Here is a 17,156-nt window from a genome sequence, read left to right as displayed (position 1 = left end):
CAGTGCTCAGCGCGGTTCGCCGCCCTCGACGTCGTCCTCTTCGGGCTCGAAGTTCGAGGGCTCGTCGAGCGTCGTGGCGCCGATTCCCTCCTGATTGTCAGGGATGGTGCCCTCGGGACCCGCCCCTGTGTCTTGCCCGTCGGGGCCTTGCCCGCTGGGGTCCTGCTTCTTGCCGTTCGGCGTCTCGGTCATTTCATCCTCCGGCGTAGGTGTTCGCTCCTTCGATCCATCGTTCCTTCGATCCTAGGAGCCCCGGGGGCAACGTGAAAGACCGGAGGGCCAGGTTGGTTTCCTGGCCCTCCGGTCTTTTGTCTGCTGCGCCTGTGCTCCCGGACGCCGCCGTCGACGGCCCCGGGCGTGCCGGCTTAGTGCTGGGAGACTCCAAGCGGCGCACCGCGGGTCTCCCGGGCCAGGGTGACCCCGACGAAGGAGATGGCGCACAGGATCATGATGTAGATCGCCACGGCCCCCGACCACTGGTAGGTCTCGAGCAGCAGCTGCGCGACCATCGCCGCGAACGCCCCGCCCAGGATCGCGCCGAGCGCGTACCCGATGGAGATTCCGGAGTAGCGCACGTTGGCGGGGAACATCTCCGCGTACATCGCGGACATGGGCCCGTAGGAAAGGCCCAGGCCGATGGTGAGGACGAACAGGCCCAACCCGTAGAGGAAGATGTTGGCGGTGTCGACGAGCAGGAACATCGGCAGCATCCACACGAACACCAGCGCGTAGCCGATTTGGAAGGTCCGCACGCGGCCGATCCGGTCCGAGAGCCAGCCGCCGACCATCGTGAAGATCAGCCAGCCGAAGGAGGCGAGCGTCGTCGCCAGCAGCACCGGCACCAGGGGCATCTCCAGCGACTTGGTGGCGTAGGAGATGAAGAACGCGATGACCAGGTAGCCTGCGGCGTTGTTGCCGATGAAGATGGCGGCGGCGAGGAGCACCTCGCGGGTGTTCTTCCGGAACAGCTGGCGCAGCGGCGCCTTGCTCTCACCCTTGCGGGCCAGCATCTCCTTGAAGACGGGGCTTTCGCTCACGGCACGGCGGATCAGGTAGCCGACGACGATCAGCACGACCGAAAGCAGGAACGGCACCCGCCAGCCCCATTCGAGGAACTGGTCCGCCGACATGGTGGTGCGCAGCAGCAGCAGCGTGCCGGTGGCCAGGATCATCCCGATCGGGACCCCGATCTGCGGGTAGGCACCGAACAGGCCCCGCTTGCCCACCGGGGCGTGTTCCACCGACATCAGGGCCGCACCGCCCCATTCACCACCGGCGGAGAACCCCTGGACGATACGCAGGAGGATGAGCAGGATTGGCGCCCACACCCCGATCGAGGCATAGGTGGGAAGGAGCCCGATCAGGGCCGTGGCCGTGCCCATCAGGATCAGGGTGAAAACGAGGACCGACTTCCGGCCGATACGGTCACCGAGGTGTCCGGCGACGATCGCGCCCAAGGGACGGAAGAGGAAGCTGATGCCGACCGTGGAGAATGCGAGGATCTGCGCCAGGCCGGGGTTGGACTCCTCGAGAGGAGTCAGGAACAACGCGCTCAGCACCGTGGCGGTGAGCTGGGCGAAGATGAAGAAGTCGTACCACTCGATCGTGGTGCCGACGAGGGTGCCGGCAAGGACCCGGCGCTCCTCGCGTGATGTGCGGTGGCCCGTGGCCTTCGCAGCAGTGAAAGACGTCATTGTCACTCCAAGGGACGGAAAAACATTACCGACAGAACGTTCGGTTATGTGAGCTAAATCATACGCAGGACCTCCCCGGGATGGGGGAGGTCCTGCGGATCAATTTCCGCGCGTCAAGACTTCGCTGCGGCCGGGGTGCCGGCGGAGGCGGGGCTGAATCCCGCGAAGGGCTGTCCCGTCAGGAGCCCATGGCGCCTGACGCAGCGGCGGCGGTGGCCTCGACGGACCGGCGGTGCGCCCGGAGTCCGGCCGCACCGGTCAGGCCCAGCACTAGGAGCGCGGCGGCTGCGAGCACCGGCACCGCGAAGGCGGCCCCGGTCCCTGCGCTCTCCGCGAGGGACCCGGCGACGGCGGAGCCGAGGGCCGACCCGGCGACGATGCCGCTGGCGAGCAGGGTCATGACCGTGCCGAGCAGGCGCCGGGGCGCCACCATCGACCCGATGCTGAAGATCGAGACCATGGTCGGCCCCACGGGGATACCGAGGAGGAACAGGACGAACACCATTGCCGGAAGGCCCGAGGGCAGGAACAACAGCGCGGCCAGGCCGACCATGCCGGCCGCCGAGGCGATCCACCGCCAGGAGTGCTGAAAGGAGGCAGGCCAGAAGGCTACCGACAGGGCAGCACCAGCCGAACTCAGCCCCATGACCGCGTAGAGCAGCCCCGCGGCGGAGGCGGCGTCGAACTGCCCGGCGAAGGCGGTGAGCGTCGTCTGGGTCCCCCCGAAGAAGGTGCCCATCGCGACCATGCCCAGCACGGGGATGGAGATCAGCAGGCGAGACCGCCGGCCGGTCACGGCCGGCCCCGGCTCCTGAACGTCGGAGCGGCCGCGGGAGGATCCGACCAGGCGGCCGGTGGGGTGGACGGCGAATGCGCTCACCATGGCCAGAGTCAGCACCGCGGCAAGGGTCAGGGGGACCCAGGGGGCGGCGAGGCTTGCGAGGAGGCCGACCAGGGCGGGCCCGAGGACGAACGTCAGCTCGTCGGCGGTGCTTTCGTAGGACATGGCCGTGTCGAGATCGGAGGGCCTGCGCGTCATCGCCACCCACCGCACCCGCGCGAGCGGCCCGATCTGGGGGGAGGTGAAGCCGGCGAGGAAGGCGGCGGCCAGGACGGGAACGGCGGCCGCGGCGGCGGTTCCGGTGAGGGCAAGGGCGAGTACCACCAGGGCCCCGATGGCGACGGTGTTGAGGGCGGCCGCCGGCAGCAGGACCACCCGCTGGCCGAAGCGGTCGGCGAGGAAGCCGAGGATCGGCGCGCCGAGGGCGGAGCCGATGCCGACGGCGCCGGCCGCGAACCCGCCCAGCGCGTAGGAGCCGCTGGCCGAGGTCACGATGGTCAGGGCGCCGACGGTCAGCATGGCAAGGGGAAGCCGTGCCAGAAACCCGACGGAGAGGAAGGAGGTGCCGGCAAGCTGCGGGAGGCGGCCGAAGCGGCCAAACCGGCGGGGCCGCTCAGGGGCGGCGGGGGAACGTTCGGCAGCGGGGCTGAGGGAAGGAATTGCGTTCATTGTCATCCGGGTGCTTCGAATCGCGCATCGTCCCTCCTCCCGATGCGCCCTACCCGGTAACTGAGTGAATCTACACCATCTGGAGTTGATCCACAAATTCCAGGCGCGAGCCTTCCCGGTCCTTATGGACCTGGAGCTGGGCCGGGATGCGCAGTTTCAGTTCGGCGACGTGGCTGACGAGGCCGACGACCCTGCCTCCGCTGCGCAGGCCGTCGAGGGCGTCCATCACCTGTTCCAGTGCCTGGTCATCGAGCGAGCCGAAGCCCTCATCGACGAAGAGCGTCTCAATGTCGATGCCGCCTGCCTCCTGCTGCACGACGTCTGCGAGGCCGAGCGCCATGGCCAGGGACGCCATGAAGGATTCCCCACCGGAGAGCGTCGAGGTGTCCCTGCGGTTTCCGGTCCACCCGTCGATGACACTCAGCCCCAGCCCGGCCTTCTTGTTCCCGGCCAGCGCGTCGCTGTGCACGAGGGCGAAGCGCCCGTCCGTCATGGCCAGCAGCCGCTCGGTCGCGGCCTCCGCGACCTGTTCGAGGCGCGACGCGAGGACATAGGTGCTCAGCGGCATCTTGTACCGGTTCTCGCCGCCGCCCCGGGCGGAGTCGGCCACCGAGCGCAGCAGCGCGTGCCTCTCCCGCAGCGGCGCGACGGCCGCCTCCTGTTCCACCAGCAGGGCGTTGTAGGCCCGGAGCTGGGTTCGAGACTGCTCAAGCAGCCGCACGGCCACCGCCTCGTCGGCTGCCCTCTCCCCCAGCGCGGTGTAATCGCGGCCCGCGGCCTCGACCTCATCCTCGGAGGGGACGCAGCGGCCCTCGGCCTCGTCCTGAAGGGCGGCGGTGATGTCAGGGCTTTCCCTCTCGGCCTCGAGCCGGTGCCCTGCCGCCTCATGGGCGCGGATGCGGCGCAGGGTCTCCTCGAGCGCTGCCGGTTCGAGGAGGGCCTCCCGGACGGCGGCGGCTCCGTCGAAGTGGGAGCCGGCGAGGGCGTCGGCGAGGGCGCTTCCGGCCTTGTCCCTGCGCCCCGCGGCCCGGTCGAGGGCTTCGAGGGCCTCCCGGGCCGCGACGAGCACGGCACGAGCGGAATCGACTGCCTCCGCGCGCTCGTGGAGGGTACCGAAACCGCCCCGGTGGTGTTCGAGGCGCGCTGCGAGTTCCCCGGCCTGATCCTCAAGACTCCGCAGTTGGGCGGCGGCCTCGGCGGCGGCCCGGCCCGCGTCCTCCTGCTGCGCGAGGATCTGCTGTTCCCTGGCGACGAGCGCGTCGATCCGTGCCGCGGCGTCCTCAAGCTCCTGCTGGGCCCGGCGCGCCTCGGCGAGCCGGGCCTGCGCCTGCTGGGTCGCCTCCCGGGCAACGGCCGCGTCCCGTTCTCCACCGAGGGCGGCGAGCCGGGCCGCTTCAAGCACGGCGGCGTCCCGCAGTGACCGCGCCTCATTCAAGCGTGCCTCCGCCGCCGCGTGGGCCTCCCGGGCCGCCTGTTCGTCGGCGTGGGTGACCCTCTCGTCGGCGCCCGCCCGGGCCGGGGCGGGGTGCTCGAGGCTGCCGCAGACGGCACACTCCTTGCCGTCTTCGAGCTGGCCCGCGAGCTCGACGGCGGCCTGCTCAAGGCGCAGCTGCAGCCGGGTCAGCCAGGCTTCCTTGAGGCGGAGGTGCTCCTCGTGTGCTGCCATGTAGTTCGTCTCGGCCACGGAGCGCCGCTGCTCCGCCTGCGCATGCTCGGCGATGGTGGCCTCAAGCGCCCGGGTGGCCTCAAGCGCCTCGGCGCAGCGGGTCTCCTGCCCCGCGGTTTCCCTCAGCCCTGCGGCCTCCTGCTCAAGCAGCGCCTTGTCCGCGCGCAGCTCGGCCAGCCGCTCCTCCAGCCCGGTGGTCCGGTCGGCCAGTGAGGCACGCTCCGCCAAGGTGTCCCGGACTCGGTCGTTGAGTCCCTGCAGCCTGTCCTCGTCGGGGAGTGCAGCCTGCAGCACTCCCAGATCCGAGGCCGCGGCGCGGGCCGCGGCGTCGAGCCGGGCGGAAGTGGGCGCCAGGTCGAAGAGGGCATCGGTGCCGTCATCGGCACCCTTGAGGTAGGCGGCCGCGGTGACGTCGGTCCGCAGCGCGTGGAGGGCGCTGTCGTAGCGGGCATTGCAGTCCTCGTGTTCGAGGCCGGCGTCTTCGGCTGCGTCGAGGACCCCGGCCAGCAGGCGGGCGTCCTGGTGCCGCTCCATGGCCGCCACCAGCGCCGCCGCCTCCGCGGCGCCGGCGCCGTGTTCCGCCTGGGCGGTACGGTGCCGCTCGAGCGCGACCGCCCGTGCCCGAGCCGTGGCGAGCCCGGAGTAGCGCGCCTTGTCCTGTTCCAGCTGCTGCGCCGTCCGGTCTGCCGCTGCCGCCGCTTCGGCGGAACGGGCAGCGACGGCTTCGAGCAGCGTCTGCACAACCGCCTGGCCGCCCGGCGCGGGCCCGTCGTCGGCCGGAGGGTCGGCTTCGATGCCGTGCCGTGCCGCCTCGTCGAGCGCCCGTTGGATGGTCTGCCGCTGTCCGTCCTCCGCGGCGGCCAGGCGGGACGCCGCCTGGCCGGCCTGGTCGCTCAGCAGTTTTTCAATGTTCTCGAATCGATCGGTGGAGAACAGGCGCTGGAGCAGCTCGCGCCGGGAACCGGCATCGGCGCGCAGGAAGGCAGCGAACTCGCCCTGCGGCAGCATCACCACCCGGGTGAACTGTTCCTTGTCCATGCCCAGCACATTCAGCAGCTCGAGGCCCGCCTCGTCGTTGCGGGCGGACTTCTGCATCCAGGCGCCGTCGACGAATTCCTGGAGCAGGGTCCGGGCCTGCTCGGTCGTGGTTCCGCCGCCGCGCTTCGAGGGCCGCTCCCACTGCGGGGACCGGGTGACCGAGAACCTGCGCGCGCCGACGGTGAACTCGAGCTCGACCTCCGGAGCGAGCCCGACGGGAGCATGGTCGCTGCGCAGGCGCTTGGCGCCCTGCCGGACCCCGGGCACCGATCCGTACAGCGCGTAGCAGATCGCGTCGAGGACACTCGACTTCCCCGCACCCGTCGGGCCGTTGAGCAGGAACAGGCCCTGGGCGCTCAGCGCGTCGAAATCCACGACCTGCCGCCCGGCGAAGGGGCCGAAGGCCTGGATTTCAAGGCGGGAGATCCTCACGCTGCTTTTCCCCTGTTCCTGTTCACTGGACTGCTTCTGGGCCGGTCATCGTCTGGGTCTGGTTAGCTATTGGGTCCCGCGACCGGCGGCTCACCGCTCGGAGGCAAGGCTGAGGGCGGCGTCCACGGTTGCGGCCAGGAGTTCGCGCTCCTCGGGTGAGGCCTCGCGCGAGCGCACGTGCTCGAGGAACCCGCAGCAGATTTCGGCGTCGTTCGTCGCTGCGGCGATGCGCTGGCTGTAGGTGCGCAGGTCACCGGTGTGTCCGCCCTCGGGCTCGAAGGCGAGGACGAGGGTGTCGGGGAAGCGGGCGCGGAGCCGTTCCATGGCGCGCGGCGGGCGCTCCGCATCGGTAAGGGTGATCGAGCAGTACGCGTGTTCGGCGTCGGCGAGGGACTCATCGCTCAGGAGGTCCCCGATGCGGCCCTTGAGGACCGCGAGTTCCTTGGGTGCCGGCCACTGCACGGGCGTCACCGGGCCAAGGCCCGCGGCGGTGATCTCAACGAGCCAGGCACCCTTGGTCTGGCGGGCCTCCGAGAAGGAGTAGGCAAGCGGCGAACCGGAGTACCTCACCGTGGGCGAAAGCTTCTGCTGCCCGTGCAGGTGGCCCAGTGCCGTGTAGTCGAAGGCATCGAACAGGTCCAGCGGGACCGCGCCGAGCCCGCCCTGTGCCAGTTCCCGCTCGCTGTCGGAGCTGATGCCGCCGCTGGCGAAGGTGTGGGCCATCACCACCGAGTGCACGGTGCCAGAGGACCTCCGGCGGCGCAGGTCCTCCTGGATCAACCCCACCGCGGCCCGGGTGACGCTTGAGTGGGTCGGTTCGGCGGATAGAGCGCCGGCGACGACCCGGGGCTCAAGGTAGGGGATGCCATAGACGGCGAGTTCGGCCCCGGGCCCGAGCGGAAAAGTGATCGGCCGCCCGATGTCTTCGGTTCGGGTCCGCAGGTGCACTCCGCCGCGTTCGAGGATGCGTCCGCCGAAGCCCAGCCGGGTCGCGGAGTCGTGGTTGCCGCTCGAGATGACCACCTCGGCGCCCGCCGCGCGCAGCCGGTCGAGCGCCTCGTCAAAGAGCGCAACAACATCCACCCCGGGCAGGGCCCGGTCATACACGTCCCCGGCGACGAGCACCACGTCCACCTGGGCGTCACGCACCGTCTTTTCGAGATTGTCAATAAACATCCGCTGGGCTGCGAGGGTTCCCGCTCCGTGGAAGGAGCGGCCGAGGTGCCAATCCGAGGTGTGGAGTAACAGCATATTTTTACGCTACCGCCCGCCCCGGACATTCCTGCGGGCACCGCGCGGGCGCCGGGGAAATTCCACCCCCGAAGGGGTTTCCCGGCGCCCGCGTCTGGGGGTGGGGAGCCGTCAGCTGCGGCCCGTCGTCCCGGGTCCCTTGTCGAAGAAGGAGCGCGCGTCGTCCGCGGAACCTGCAGAAGCCGCCGGGCCGGCCGGGGCTGCCGCCGGAGCTCCGGTGGCGGCATCGACCGTGTCCGTGCCGGTGGAGACGGGAGGGGCAGCGGTGGTGGCGACGGCCGCGGCGGGCGCTGACTCGGACTTCCGGCCGGCCGCGTCGACGCTTCGGAAGACCAGACCGGCGATGACCGCTCCGACGAGCGGCGCCGCGAAGAACAGCCACAGCTGGGCGGGCGCCCAGTCACCGGTGAACAGGGCCGAGGCGGTGGATCGTGCCGGGTTGAGCCCGCCGTTGGTGACCGGGAGCAGCAGGGTGAGCAGGGCGGCGTAGGTCAGGCCGACGGCGAACGGTGCGGTGCTCCGGCCGGCGTGCCGGGCGGTGGCGCCGAGGAACACGGCGACGAGGATGGCCGTGCAGACGGCCTCGGCCAGGAACGAGCTGCTCAGCGGGAACTGCGCCGCCGAGTGCTCCTCGAAGCCATTGGAGGCCGCGGCGAAGAGTCCGTTGACGTCGGTCAGCTGGGAGTTGGCGCTGAGCAGAAGCCACAGGAGGCCGGCGGCGGCGAGGCCGCCGACAAGCTGGGCCAGTATGTAGGGCAGCACGGAGCCCCATCCGGTGCGGCCGGCGACGGCCGAGCCAAGGGTGACCGCGGGGTTGAAATGCCCGCCGGAGATGTAGCCGAAGGCGATCATCGCCGCGAGCAGCGCGATTCCGAAAGCCAGGGTCGGGGGCACGCCTGACTGGGTGTTGAGCATGGTGACGCCCAGTCCGGTGAGGACGACAACGAACGAGCCGACCGCCTCGGCGGCAGTCCGGGCAGCCGGGCCGTAGGAGCGCGGGGCCAGGGCTCCGGTCCGGTCCTGTCCCGCGTCCGTGGAGGGCTGGATTTCATGCGACATAGGGCAGTGCGTCCTTCGGTTGGGGCCATTGGCTGTGTCCGCCGCCCTCGCTCGCGCTTACGGGCGGCGGCGCACACCCGTCCAGTCTCCCATCCTAGGCGGACCTAGACTTGAACGATGGCATACCACGCAACCTACCCCCAGCGGGTGTCCGGGAGTCTGCTCGGCGGCGCACTCGGAGACGCCCTCGGCTACACGGTCGAACGCGACAGCCTCGAGGCGATCCGCACCCGGTTCGGCCCCGGCGGGGTGACCGCTCCGCCGGAGGACGGTTCGCCGTTCGTCTTCTCGGATGACACCCAGCTGACCCTGTACACGGTCGACGGACTGGTCGAGGCGCTCGAATGGGCCAATGACGGCGTGTCGGCCGATGAGATGGCCATTCTCTGGCTGGCATACCTGCGCTGGCTTGCGACCCAGGGCGAAACCGCTCCGGATCCCGCGCCGGTTCCGCCGCCGCGGTGGATCGACGCCCAGGAGGTCCTTCACCACCGCAGGGACCCCGGCAACGCCTGCCTCACCGGGCTGCTCACCGGGGTCATGGGGACCCGGAAGCGTCCGCTCAACCCGCAGGCCAAGGGATCGGGGGCGCTGATGCGCTCCGCTCCGTTCGGCCTGGTGCCGCGGATCCCCGGGCAGATGGCGGACCGGTTGACCCTCGACGCCGCGGCCCTGACGCACGGCCATCCCGCCGCGCAGACTCCGGCCGCCGTCTTCAGCCACCTCATCCGCGCCTTGGCCCTCGACGAGCTGGGACTTGAGGCCGCCGTGCAGTCCGCGGTCGCCCATGCCGGGTTCCTTGGCGATACGGAGCTCGCCGGGAGCCTCACGGCTGCTGCCACCCTTGCCGCCGATGGTCCTGTCGCGCCCGAACGGCTGCCCGACAAGCTGGGCCGCGGATGGCTCGCGCCGGAGGCACTCGCCCTTGCCGTCTATGCCGCTCTCGCCTCCGCCCGGCCGGACCCCGCGGAGCACTTCACCGCCGGCGTCGTCCTGGCCGTGAACCACGACGGCGACAGCGACACGACCGGCTCGGTCACCGGGAACATTCTGGGGGCGCTGTACGGGGAGGCCGCCCTGCCCCGGCCGTGGCTCGACCGCCTGGACGGCACCGAAGTGATCCAGGCCGTGGGCTCCTCCCTCATCAAGGCGGCAACCGGCGAGTAGCCGGACCTGGCCCGCGGTGGCGGGAGCCGGCCGCGTGGGACCTGCGGCGGGGCCTACTGGCTGCCGACGGGCCAGAGGCCGCCGATCATCTGCAGGAACTCCGCCTCCGAGAGCACCTCGATCTGCTGTCCACGCTCGTGTAGTTCGAGCACCCGGCGGGCCTTGCCCGTGACGCGGCCGTTGCGCAGGTCGGAGGCCACGAACCCGTCGCCGACCACCAGCACCGTGGTGCGGCGGGTGACCGCGCTGGCCGGCTGCGCCCCCACCCGTGCCGCCCGTTCCTTCGCCTGCGGGCGGGGCATGCCAAGGTCGCCGGTAAAGACGACGGTCTGCCCGTAGAGGGGGTGGTTCGCGTCGGCGGCCGGGTTGGGCGGCGGGTTGTCGCCCTCCTCCGGCCACCCGGCCCACCCTGCCGCAGCGCCGCGCTCCAGCGCTGTCCGGGTGGCCTTGGACAGTTCGTCGACACCGGGCTCATAGGGCTCGGCGCGCGAAAGCGGGAGCCGCTGGACGGCCATCAGCTCCTCAACCGTCGACGCGCCGCTGCGCCGGGCGATGTCGACGAGGATGCCCGCGCAGGCCCGCGCGTCCTCAACGGCGTCGTGGTGGTTCACCAGCGGGACTCCCGCGGCCTCGGCAACGAACGGAAGGGAGTAGGAGGCCAGGGAGTAGCTGCGGCGCGAGAGCATCACGGTGCACGCATAGTCCCAGCCGGGCCCTGAGAGCTCCGACACTTCGAGCGCCGAGCGGATCACCCCGAGGTCGAAGGCTGCGTTGTGGGCCACCAGGATATCCCCGCCGATGAAGCCGCCGATCTCGGGGAACAGCTCGCCGAACCGGGGCGCGGTGGCCACCTGGTCGGCCGTGATGCCGTGGATGGCGGTATTGCGGGAATCGAAGTAGTCGTGGCCGGCGGGTGGACGCATCAGCCAGGAGGCCTCGTCAACGACTCGTCCGTCCCGGACCTTCGTGAGTCCCACTGCGCAGGGCGAGCCCCGAAACCCGTTAGCTGTTTCAAAGTCGATCGCCGTGAACTCAATTCCCACCGTTCAAGGCTACCTGTGTCGGATGGCGAAACCGTTCATCCAACGTTAACCCCGGTGGCGTGCCGGGAACCGCCGGGGGGTCGTAGGCTGAACCATGCCCGGATTTTTTTCTCCCCCGCAGTGGTATCTCTTCGATTACGGAATGGTGATCTCCACCGAGCCCACGGACGAGGACTGGGACCGGCTCGAGGAGGAGGCCGGCGTTCCGGGGCTGCGGGAGCGCTCGTCCGCCTACTGGCAGCACCGCGACGGCTACGACGCCGGAGACCTGACCCCGGTGCTGTACTGGTCGCGGGTGACCGGACACGCAGTCAGCGACGCCCGCGCCTCATGGCTCGATGTCCTCGATGCCAACCAGTGGTCGCACTACAACCTTGAAACCCTCGACGTTCTCGATGAACTGTCCGGCTCCGGCGCACGCCTGGCGCTGCTTTCGAACATGCCTGCCCCGATGGTGGGGCACTTCGCCGGAGCCCCGTGGACTCGACACTTCGAAAAGCTGTTCTTCAGCTCGTCGCTGCGCCTGATCAAGCCGGACGGCGCCATCTTCTCCCACGTCCTCGCCGAACTGGGCGCCGAGCCCGGCCGGGTGCTGTTCATCGACGATTCGGCGGCGAACATCGCGGCCGCACGCGGTCTCGGGATCGACGCCCGGCTGCACCTGCGGGAGACCGATCTTTCACGCGAGCTCAGGCGCCTGCCAGTATAGGCCGGACGGCGTCGACGCCTTCGACGGCGGCCGTCCACTCAGGGCGGCGGAAATCCTCCCGTGTCAGGAGCAGCAGCTGCTGTTCGCGCACCTCGCCCGGGCGCGCCTCGGTGAGGGTGGTGCCGTTGGGCTGGTACCCGAGCGCCGCCGACACCCCGAGCGAGGCCGCGTTCCAGACAGCGGCATCGGAGACGGCCGAGTGCGCTCCAAGGTGGTCGAAGGCGAAGGAGAGGACGGCGGAGCGCATTTCCTTACCCAGACCCCTGCCCTGCGCGTCCAGCGTCAACCAGGAGCCGGTGCTGACCCGGCGCAGCAGCGCGAAGCTGCGCGCCGAGAGGTCCTGGACGCCGATGATGCGTCCTTCGTGCTGGACCGCGAAGCTGATGGTCCAGCTCTCCGGCGACACCGCGGCCCGCAGGCCCCAGTGGTATTTCAGGCTTTCGCGGATGAGGGTGTCCCGGGGCGCGTCGGTCCAGGCTGGGCTGAAGGGCATGACCGAGGGATCGTGGATGCCTGCGAGGATCGCGTCAACGAGGCCGGGCAGCTGGTCGTCGCGCACCGGGGTGAGGACGAGCCGGGGGGTGCTGATCGACAGCCCGAAGAGCGGCCAGAACTCAGCCAGACGCGTGCCGGCGGTCCCCGTCATCGCACGGTCCCCGTCATCGCACGGTCCCCGTCATCGCACGGTCCCTGTCATCGCACGGTCCCGGTCATCGCGCTTCGGGGGCCCGGCGGCGCTTGAGGATCCTGCTGATGATGAAGTAGGCGACGCTGAGGCCCACCGCGGCGATCACGATTTTCTGGAACGTGTCGGCGTACCGCTCCACGAGGTGCCAGCTCTCCCCCAGGTAGAACCCGGCCAGGACGAAGATGAGGTTCCAGATGAGGCTGCCGGCGGCGGTCAGGAGCAGGAACTTCCCCTGCGGCATCCTTTCGATCCCCGCCGGAATGGAAATCAGGCTGCGGAAGAGCGGGATCATCCTGCCGAAGAAGACGGCGCGGTAGCCGTAACGGGCAAACCATGCCTCCACCCTGTCTATGTCCTCAAGGTCCACGAGGGGAACCCGGGCCACGATCGCACGCATGCGCCGGCGGCCCAGCCCCGCGCCGAGCGCGTAAAGCGCGTAGGCGCCCACCACCGAGCCGAGGGTGGTCCAGAAGATCGCTTCGAACAGCGTGAAGTTGCCGCGGCTCGCCGTGAATCCGGCGAGGGGAAGAATGACCTCGCTCGGCAGCGGGGGGAAGAGGTTCTCCAGGGCGATCGCGAGGCCGGCTCCGGGAGCACCGATCGTCTCCATCACGTTCACCGCCCACTCGGCAACCCCGCCCAGTGCGGATCCGTCGGACTCGGTGGTCAGGCCCTGCTGCAGAAAAATAGTCATCGCCCTCAAGTCTGCCCTATGTCCGGCGCCTGCCGCCAAACACGGTCAGGACCGGACACCGTCCCGGCCGCCGTCGAGCGCCCGGATCAGGTGCGGCAGCAGCGCCCGGAAGGCAAGGCCGCGGTGGCTGATGCGGTTCTTCTCTTCGGGGGCGAGCTCGGCACAGGTCCGGTCGAGCCCTTCGGGGACGAGCACCGGGTCGTAGCCGAATCCGCCGGTGCCCCGCGGCCCGGTCAGCAGCGTGCCGCGCAGTTCGCCCAGTTCCACGTGCACGGCACCGCCGGGCACGGCGAGCGCTGCGGCGCAGTGGAAGGCAGCGCCGCGGTGCTCCGGGCCGATATCCGCGAGCTGGGCGAGCAGGAGGTCGAGGTTCGCGGCGTCGTCGCCGTGGCGGCCGGACCAGCGGGCGGAAAAGATCCCGGGGGCGCCGCCCAGGACGTCGACGGCGAGACCGGAGTCGTCGGCCACGGCCACCAGCCCCGTGGCCGCGGCGGTCTGGCGCGCCTTGAGCACGGCGTTCTCCTCGAAGGTCACCCCGCTTTCGACGACGTCGGCCGCGCCCGCGGTTTCGGCGTCAACGACCTGGGTGTCGACGTCGAGCCCGGGAACCTGTCCGCGCAGCAGCTCGCGGAGTTCGCGGAGCTTGCCCGGGTTGCGCGTGGCGAGCACCAGCCGGTGCACCTGCTCAGGCACCGGCTGCTTCCTTGAGGGTGTCGAGCTGGATCTGCGCGAGCTGGGCCGTGCCCAGCAGGGCGAGGTCGAGCAGCGCGTCGAGTTCGGCCCGGTCGAAGGGCGCACCCTCGGCGGTGCCCTGGACCTCGACGAACTTTCCGGAGCCGGTGACCACGACGTTCATGTCGGTCTCGGCGCGCACGTCCTCGACGTAGGGAAGGTCGAGCATGGGGACGCCGTCGATGATGCCGACGCTGACGGCGGCGACCGTGTCGATCAGCGGCTTGGCACCGGCCGGGATCAGCTTCTTGTCCTTCGCGTACCGGATGGCGTCGGCAAGCGCCACGTAGGCGCCGGTGATCGCCGCGGTGCGGGTGCCGCCGTCGGCCTGGAGCACGTCGCAGTCGAGCACGATGGTGTTCTCCCCGAGCGCCTTGGTGTCGATGATCGAGCGCAGCGACCGGCCGATGAGGCGGGAGATTTCGTGGGTGCGACCGCCGATTTTCCCCTTGACCGATTCGCGGTCGGAGCGGGTGTTGGTGGCCCGGGGCAGCATGGCGTACTCGGCCGTGACCCAGCCCTTCCCCTCCCCCTTGAGCCAGCGTGGGACTCCGCTGGTCAGCGAAGCCGTGCACAGCACGCGGGTGTTGCCAAACTCGATCAGCGCCGAGCCCTCGGCCTGGTTCGACCAGCCCCGGGTGATGCTGATGTTCCGCAGCTGGTCCGGGGTGCGGCCGTCGGCCCGCCGCACTGTCGGCAGAGCGGGGCTAACGCCGTCGGGGCTGGCCGTTGCGGCGGTGGACGTGGCGGGGTGCGGATCGGCTGGGCTCATGGAGCCAGTCTAAACCGGCGGCATGCCCGCCCCGGTGGCGCGGTCCGGCCGCGGGGCGGGCCGGGGCGGTCCTGGGCTGGGCGGACGGCCGGTCAGCCCGCGGCCGGTGGAACCGGTGAGGCGGTCACCACGACGTTCTTGCCCCAGGGGTCCTCGGTGTAGCAGCTGATGATGACGAGGCGGTTCGGGATGATGTTCCAGATGTCGCTGGTCTTCAAGGTGTCTTTGTCATGGGTGGTGATCGAGTCGACGGTGTAGCGCAGGGTGCCCGTCTTCGTCGTGACAGTCACGGTGTCACCGACTTCGGTGTGGGTGCTGAACCGGTCGAAGGGTGCCTCCCTGCCCTCCCAGCTGTGGCCGGTGATGTAGGTCGTGTTGATCGAGCCGGCGCCCGGGGTGCCATAGGAGGAAAGCCAGTAGCCGTCGTCGGTGAACGGCGGCACGATCGACTGGCTCGCCACTTCGGCGGCGGTGGGCTGCAGCGGGAGCACCGCGACGTCGATGCCGGCGGCCTCCACCTTGATGTGGGTGGGAGCGGCGGCGGCCGGTCCGGCGGGTGTCTTCGGTGGCGCCTTGGGGGGCACGGCGGGCGACGCGCTGGGAGAGGCAGGGGCGGTGGTTACCGAGGGCGCCGGAGAGGGCGTTGAGGTGGGGCGGTCATCACCGGCCGCCGACGATCCCTGCTGCAGCTGGGGAAGAAGCACCAGCAGGACGAGCACGAGCGCCGCGGCCGAGCCCAGGAGCGCAACGAGAATGCGCCGGCGCCGGGACCTGTCCTGCTGCGGGTGCCCGGACCGGGGCGGCTCCGCGGGGACCGGGGGCTCGTCGGGGTGCGCCGAGGGTGCCATGCTGAGCCTTTCAATCGGAGAGACCTACCGGTCCGCTCGGGACCGGTACTTCCGCATAGGGTACAGGCCCCGCCGCGGTTGTGGCGGAGACCGGTGCTCCGGCCGGTGGAAAGGGCAGCCGGTCAGACGGTGTAGGACACCCCGGCCACGGCGACGGCGAGCTGCCCGCTGTAGCGCGAGCGCGCCTCCCCGATCGAGACATTGGCGTCGTTCCACACCGGCAGGTGGGTCAGCAGCAGGCGCTTGGCGGCCGCGGCCTCCGCCATTTCCCCGGCACGCAGTCCGGTCAGGTGGACCCCGCTGATCCCGTCGTCGCGCCCCTCCTGGAACGCAGCCTCACACAGGAAGAGATCGGCCTCTGCCGCTGCCTCGATCAGGCCCTCGCACGAGTCTGTGTCGCCGGAATAGGTCAGCACGCGGGTTTCGGGCACCCCGTCCGCGTTCGGCTCGGTGACCTCGATGCGCAGGGCGTAGGCCTCCTCGGCGGGGTGCAGCACCGCAAAGGGGGTGATGCTGAAGGGCCCGAGCCGGACCGCGGTGCGGTCCTGCCAGGAGTGGAACTCGAAGTCCTCGTGCATGCCCGGGTTCAGGGCCAGGCCGTACGCGGTCGCCATGCGGTCGGCCGTCGCCGCCGGACCCCAGACGGGGATCCGCTCCCGACCCCAGCCGGCGGGGTCCCAGTGGACGGCGACGTGGAGCCCGCACAGGTCCATGCAGTGGTCGGGGTGGAGGTGGCTCAGGAAGACCGCGTCAATCTGCCGCAGGTCCATGTACCGCTGCAGGGCCCCGAGGGAGCCGTTGCCGAGGTCAAGCAGGATCCGCCAGATCCGGCCCTCGGACTCGGCGGTGATCAGGTAGCACGACGCGGGCGACTGCGGGCCGGGAAAGGAGCCGCTGCAGCCCACGATCGTCAGCTTCATCGCGGGCCACCGGAGGCCGTGATCATGTCCGGGGTGATCCTCGCCAGGCTTCCCGTCGGGTACTGCGCGGCGACGTGGTCGACGTGCTGGACGCTGAGCACCTCGGGACCGAGGAAGCGCCGGGCGAGGACCTCGAAGCTCTCGGCGTCACCGGTGGCAAGGAAGCGGTGGACCGCCGGACCGGTTCCGCTGCTGAGCAGGTCGTGGGAGACGAGGGCGCGGTAGACGTCCTTGGCGGTCTCCTCGGCGCTGGAGACCAGGCTGACGCTGTCCCCCATGACGAATGAGATGACCCCGGTCAGCAGCGGGTAGTGGGTGCAGCCAAGCACCACGGTGTCCACGCCGGCACGCTTCAGCGGCTCAAGGTAGCGCTTCGCGGCCGAGAGCAGCCCGGGCCCGGCGGTGACGCCGGCCTCGACGTACTCAACAAACTCCGGGCACGCGGCCGAGGTGATCCGCAGGTGCGGGGCGGCGGCGAAGGTGTCCTCGTAGGCACGCGAGCCGATGGTGGCCGCGGTTCCGATGACGCCGATGTCCCCGCTGCGGGTGGCGGCCACCGCGCGCCGGACCGCGGGCTGGATTACCTCGATCACGGGGATGCCGTACCGCGCCGTGTAGCGTTCCCGGGCGTCGCGGAGCACCGCGGCGGAGGCCGAGTTGCAGGCGATGACGAGCAGCTTCACGCCCGAGTCGACGAGCTCGTCCATGACGGCGAGCGCGTGGGCGCGAACCTTGGCGATCGGCAGCGGCCCGTACGGGCCGTTGGCCGTGTCGCCCACGTAGAGGATCGATTCATTCGGCAGCTGGTCGATGACGGCGCGGGCGACCGTCAGGCCGCCGACTCCGGAGTCGAAAATACCGATCGGCGCCCCGGTCTTGCTCGAGAGCGGTGTTCCCGCAGGCTCTGAACTCATAATCTACTGAGAATAGGGC

General features: G+C 70.5%; 16 protein-coding genes. 2 read left to right on the top strand and 14 right to left on the bottom strand.

The features are described 5' to 3' along the window. Window positions 1-6: 6 nt before the first annotated feature. The 6 genes from I6N91_RS13800 to I6N91_RS13775 form a co-directional block, all read right to left on the bottom strand. Window positions 7-192 (bottom strand): hypothetical protein, encoded by a 186-nt coding sequence (locus I6N91_RS13800; protein ID WP_120165235.1) that lies wholly within the window; start codon window positions 190-192, stop codon window positions 7-9. 173 nt (window positions 193-365) lie between these two features. After that, the gene (locus tag I6N91_RS13795) at window positions 366-1,694 is read right to left on the bottom strand and encodes an MFS transporter (protein WP_198813579.1); all 1,329 of its coding nucleotides are present in this window, start codon (window positions 1,692-1,694) and stop codon (window positions 366-368) included. A gap of 178 nt (window positions 1,695-1,872) precedes the next feature. Then, window positions 1,873-3,210 carry an MFS transporter gene (locus tag I6N91_RS13790; RefSeq protein ID WP_374058954.1) on the bottom strand — a complete coding sequence of 446 codons (1,338 nt, stop codon included), beginning with the start codon at window positions 3,208-3,210 and terminating at the stop codon, window positions 1,873-1,875. A 64-nt stretch (window positions 3,211-3,274) separates the two neighbouring features. Then, window positions 3,275-6,340 (bottom strand): AAA family ATPase, encoded by a 3,066-nt coding sequence (locus tag I6N91_RS17520; protein WP_198813578.1) that lies wholly within the window; start codon window positions 6,338-6,340, stop codon window positions 3,275-3,277. Window positions 6,341-6,430: 90 nt separating this feature from the next. After that, complete coding sequence (locus I6N91_RS13780) at window positions 6,431-7,591, bottom strand: exonuclease SbcCD subunit D (RefSeq protein ID WP_198813577.1); 1,161 nt, start codon at window positions 7,589-7,591, stop codon at window positions 6,431-6,433. 111 nt (window positions 7,592-7,702) lie between these two features. Beyond that, window positions 7,703-8,650, bottom strand: a complete 948-nt coding sequence (locus I6N91_RS13775; RefSeq protein WP_198813576.1) for an aquaporin — start codon at window positions 8,648-8,650, stop codon at window positions 7,703-7,705. 117 nt (window positions 8,651-8,767) lie between these two features. On the opposite strand from I6N91_RS13775, the gene I6N91_RS13770 reads away from it, so the two are divergent. Beyond that, a complete protein-coding gene (locus I6N91_RS13770; RefSeq protein WP_198813574.1) occupies window positions 8,768-9,817 on the top strand; it encodes an ADP-ribosylglycohydrolase family protein in 1,050 nt (349 codons plus the stop codon). Between the two features lie 53 nt (window positions 9,818-9,870). Here the strand turns inward: I6N91_RS13770 and I6N91_RS13765 are convergent, their stop codons facing one another. Further along, window positions 9,871-10,860, bottom strand: a complete 990-nt coding sequence (locus I6N91_RS13765; protein ID WP_198813572.1) for an exonuclease domain-containing protein — start codon at window positions 10,858-10,860, stop codon at window positions 9,871-9,873. 94 nt (window positions 10,861-10,954) lie between these two features. Here I6N91_RS13765 and I6N91_RS13760 point away from each other — a divergent pair, with 94 nt between their 5' ends. Continuing rightward, window positions 10,955-11,569, top strand: coding sequence for an HAD family phosphatase (locus I6N91_RS13760; RefSeq protein ID WP_198813570.1), 615 nt, complete (start codon window positions 10,955-10,957; stop codon window positions 11,567-11,569). On the opposite strand, the gene I6N91_RS13755 is transcribed toward I6N91_RS13760, so the two are convergent. The 7 genes from I6N91_RS13755 to murI all read right to left on the bottom strand — a co-directional run bounded on the left by I6N91_RS13755 (window position 11,550) and on the right by murI (window position 17,137). Further along, on the bottom strand, window positions 11,550-12,215 hold the full coding sequence (locus I6N91_RS13755; protein ID WP_198813568.1) for a GNAT family N-acetyltransferase: 666 nt from the start codon (window positions 12,213-12,215) through the stop codon (window positions 11,550-11,552). The two genes, I6N91_RS13760 and I6N91_RS13755, sit on opposite strands and share 20 nt — an antisense overlap. A 64-nt stretch (window positions 12,216-12,279) precedes the next feature. Then, window positions 12,280-12,951: a DedA family protein gene (locus I6N91_RS13750; RefSeq protein WP_233091851.1), complete on the bottom strand. Its 672-nt coding sequence runs from the start codon at window positions 12,949-12,951 to the stop codon at window positions 12,280-12,282. 45 nt (window positions 12,952-12,996) lie between these two features. Beyond that, complete coding sequence (gene rdgB / locus I6N91_RS13745; protein WP_198813566.1) at window positions 12,997-13,644, bottom strand: RdgB/HAM1 family non-canonical purine NTP pyrophosphatase; 648 nt, start codon at window positions 13,642-13,644, stop codon at window positions 12,997-12,999. Next, window positions 13,637-14,455: a ribonuclease PH gene (gene rph / locus I6N91_RS13740; RefSeq protein ID WP_374058953.1), complete on the bottom strand. Its 819-nt coding sequence runs from the start codon at window positions 14,453-14,455 to the stop codon at window positions 13,637-13,639. Before rph ends, rdgB begins: the two co-directional genes overlap by 8 nt. Window positions 14,456-14,547: 92 nt before the next feature. Further along, a complete protein-coding gene (locus tag I6N91_RS13735) occupies window positions 14,548-15,303 on the bottom strand; it encodes a class F sortase (RefSeq protein ID WP_233091850.1) in 756 nt (251 codons plus the stop codon). A gap of 122 nt (window positions 15,304-15,425) precedes the next feature. Then, window positions 15,426-16,223, bottom strand: coding sequence for an MBL fold metallo-hydrolase (locus tag I6N91_RS13730; protein WP_198813564.1), 798 nt, complete (start codon window positions 16,221-16,223; stop codon window positions 15,426-15,428). Continuing rightward, the gene (gene murI, locus I6N91_RS13725; protein ID WP_198813562.1) at window positions 16,220-17,137 is read right to left on the bottom strand and encodes a glutamate racemase; all 918 of its coding nucleotides are present in this window, start codon (window positions 17,135-17,137) and stop codon (window positions 16,220-16,222) included. The genes I6N91_RS13730 and murI overlap by 4 nt, the downstream gene beginning before the upstream one ends. Window positions 17,138-17,156: the final 19 nt, after the last annotated feature.

The organism is Arthrobacter sp. MSA 4-2, assembly GCF_016405885.1.
GTDB lineage: Bacteria > Actinomycetota > Actinomycetes > Actinomycetales > Micrococcaceae > Arthrobacter_D.
The sequence above is the reverse complement of the archived record's forward strand: the minus strand, read 5'-3'. Positions and strand labels throughout refer to the sequence as shown.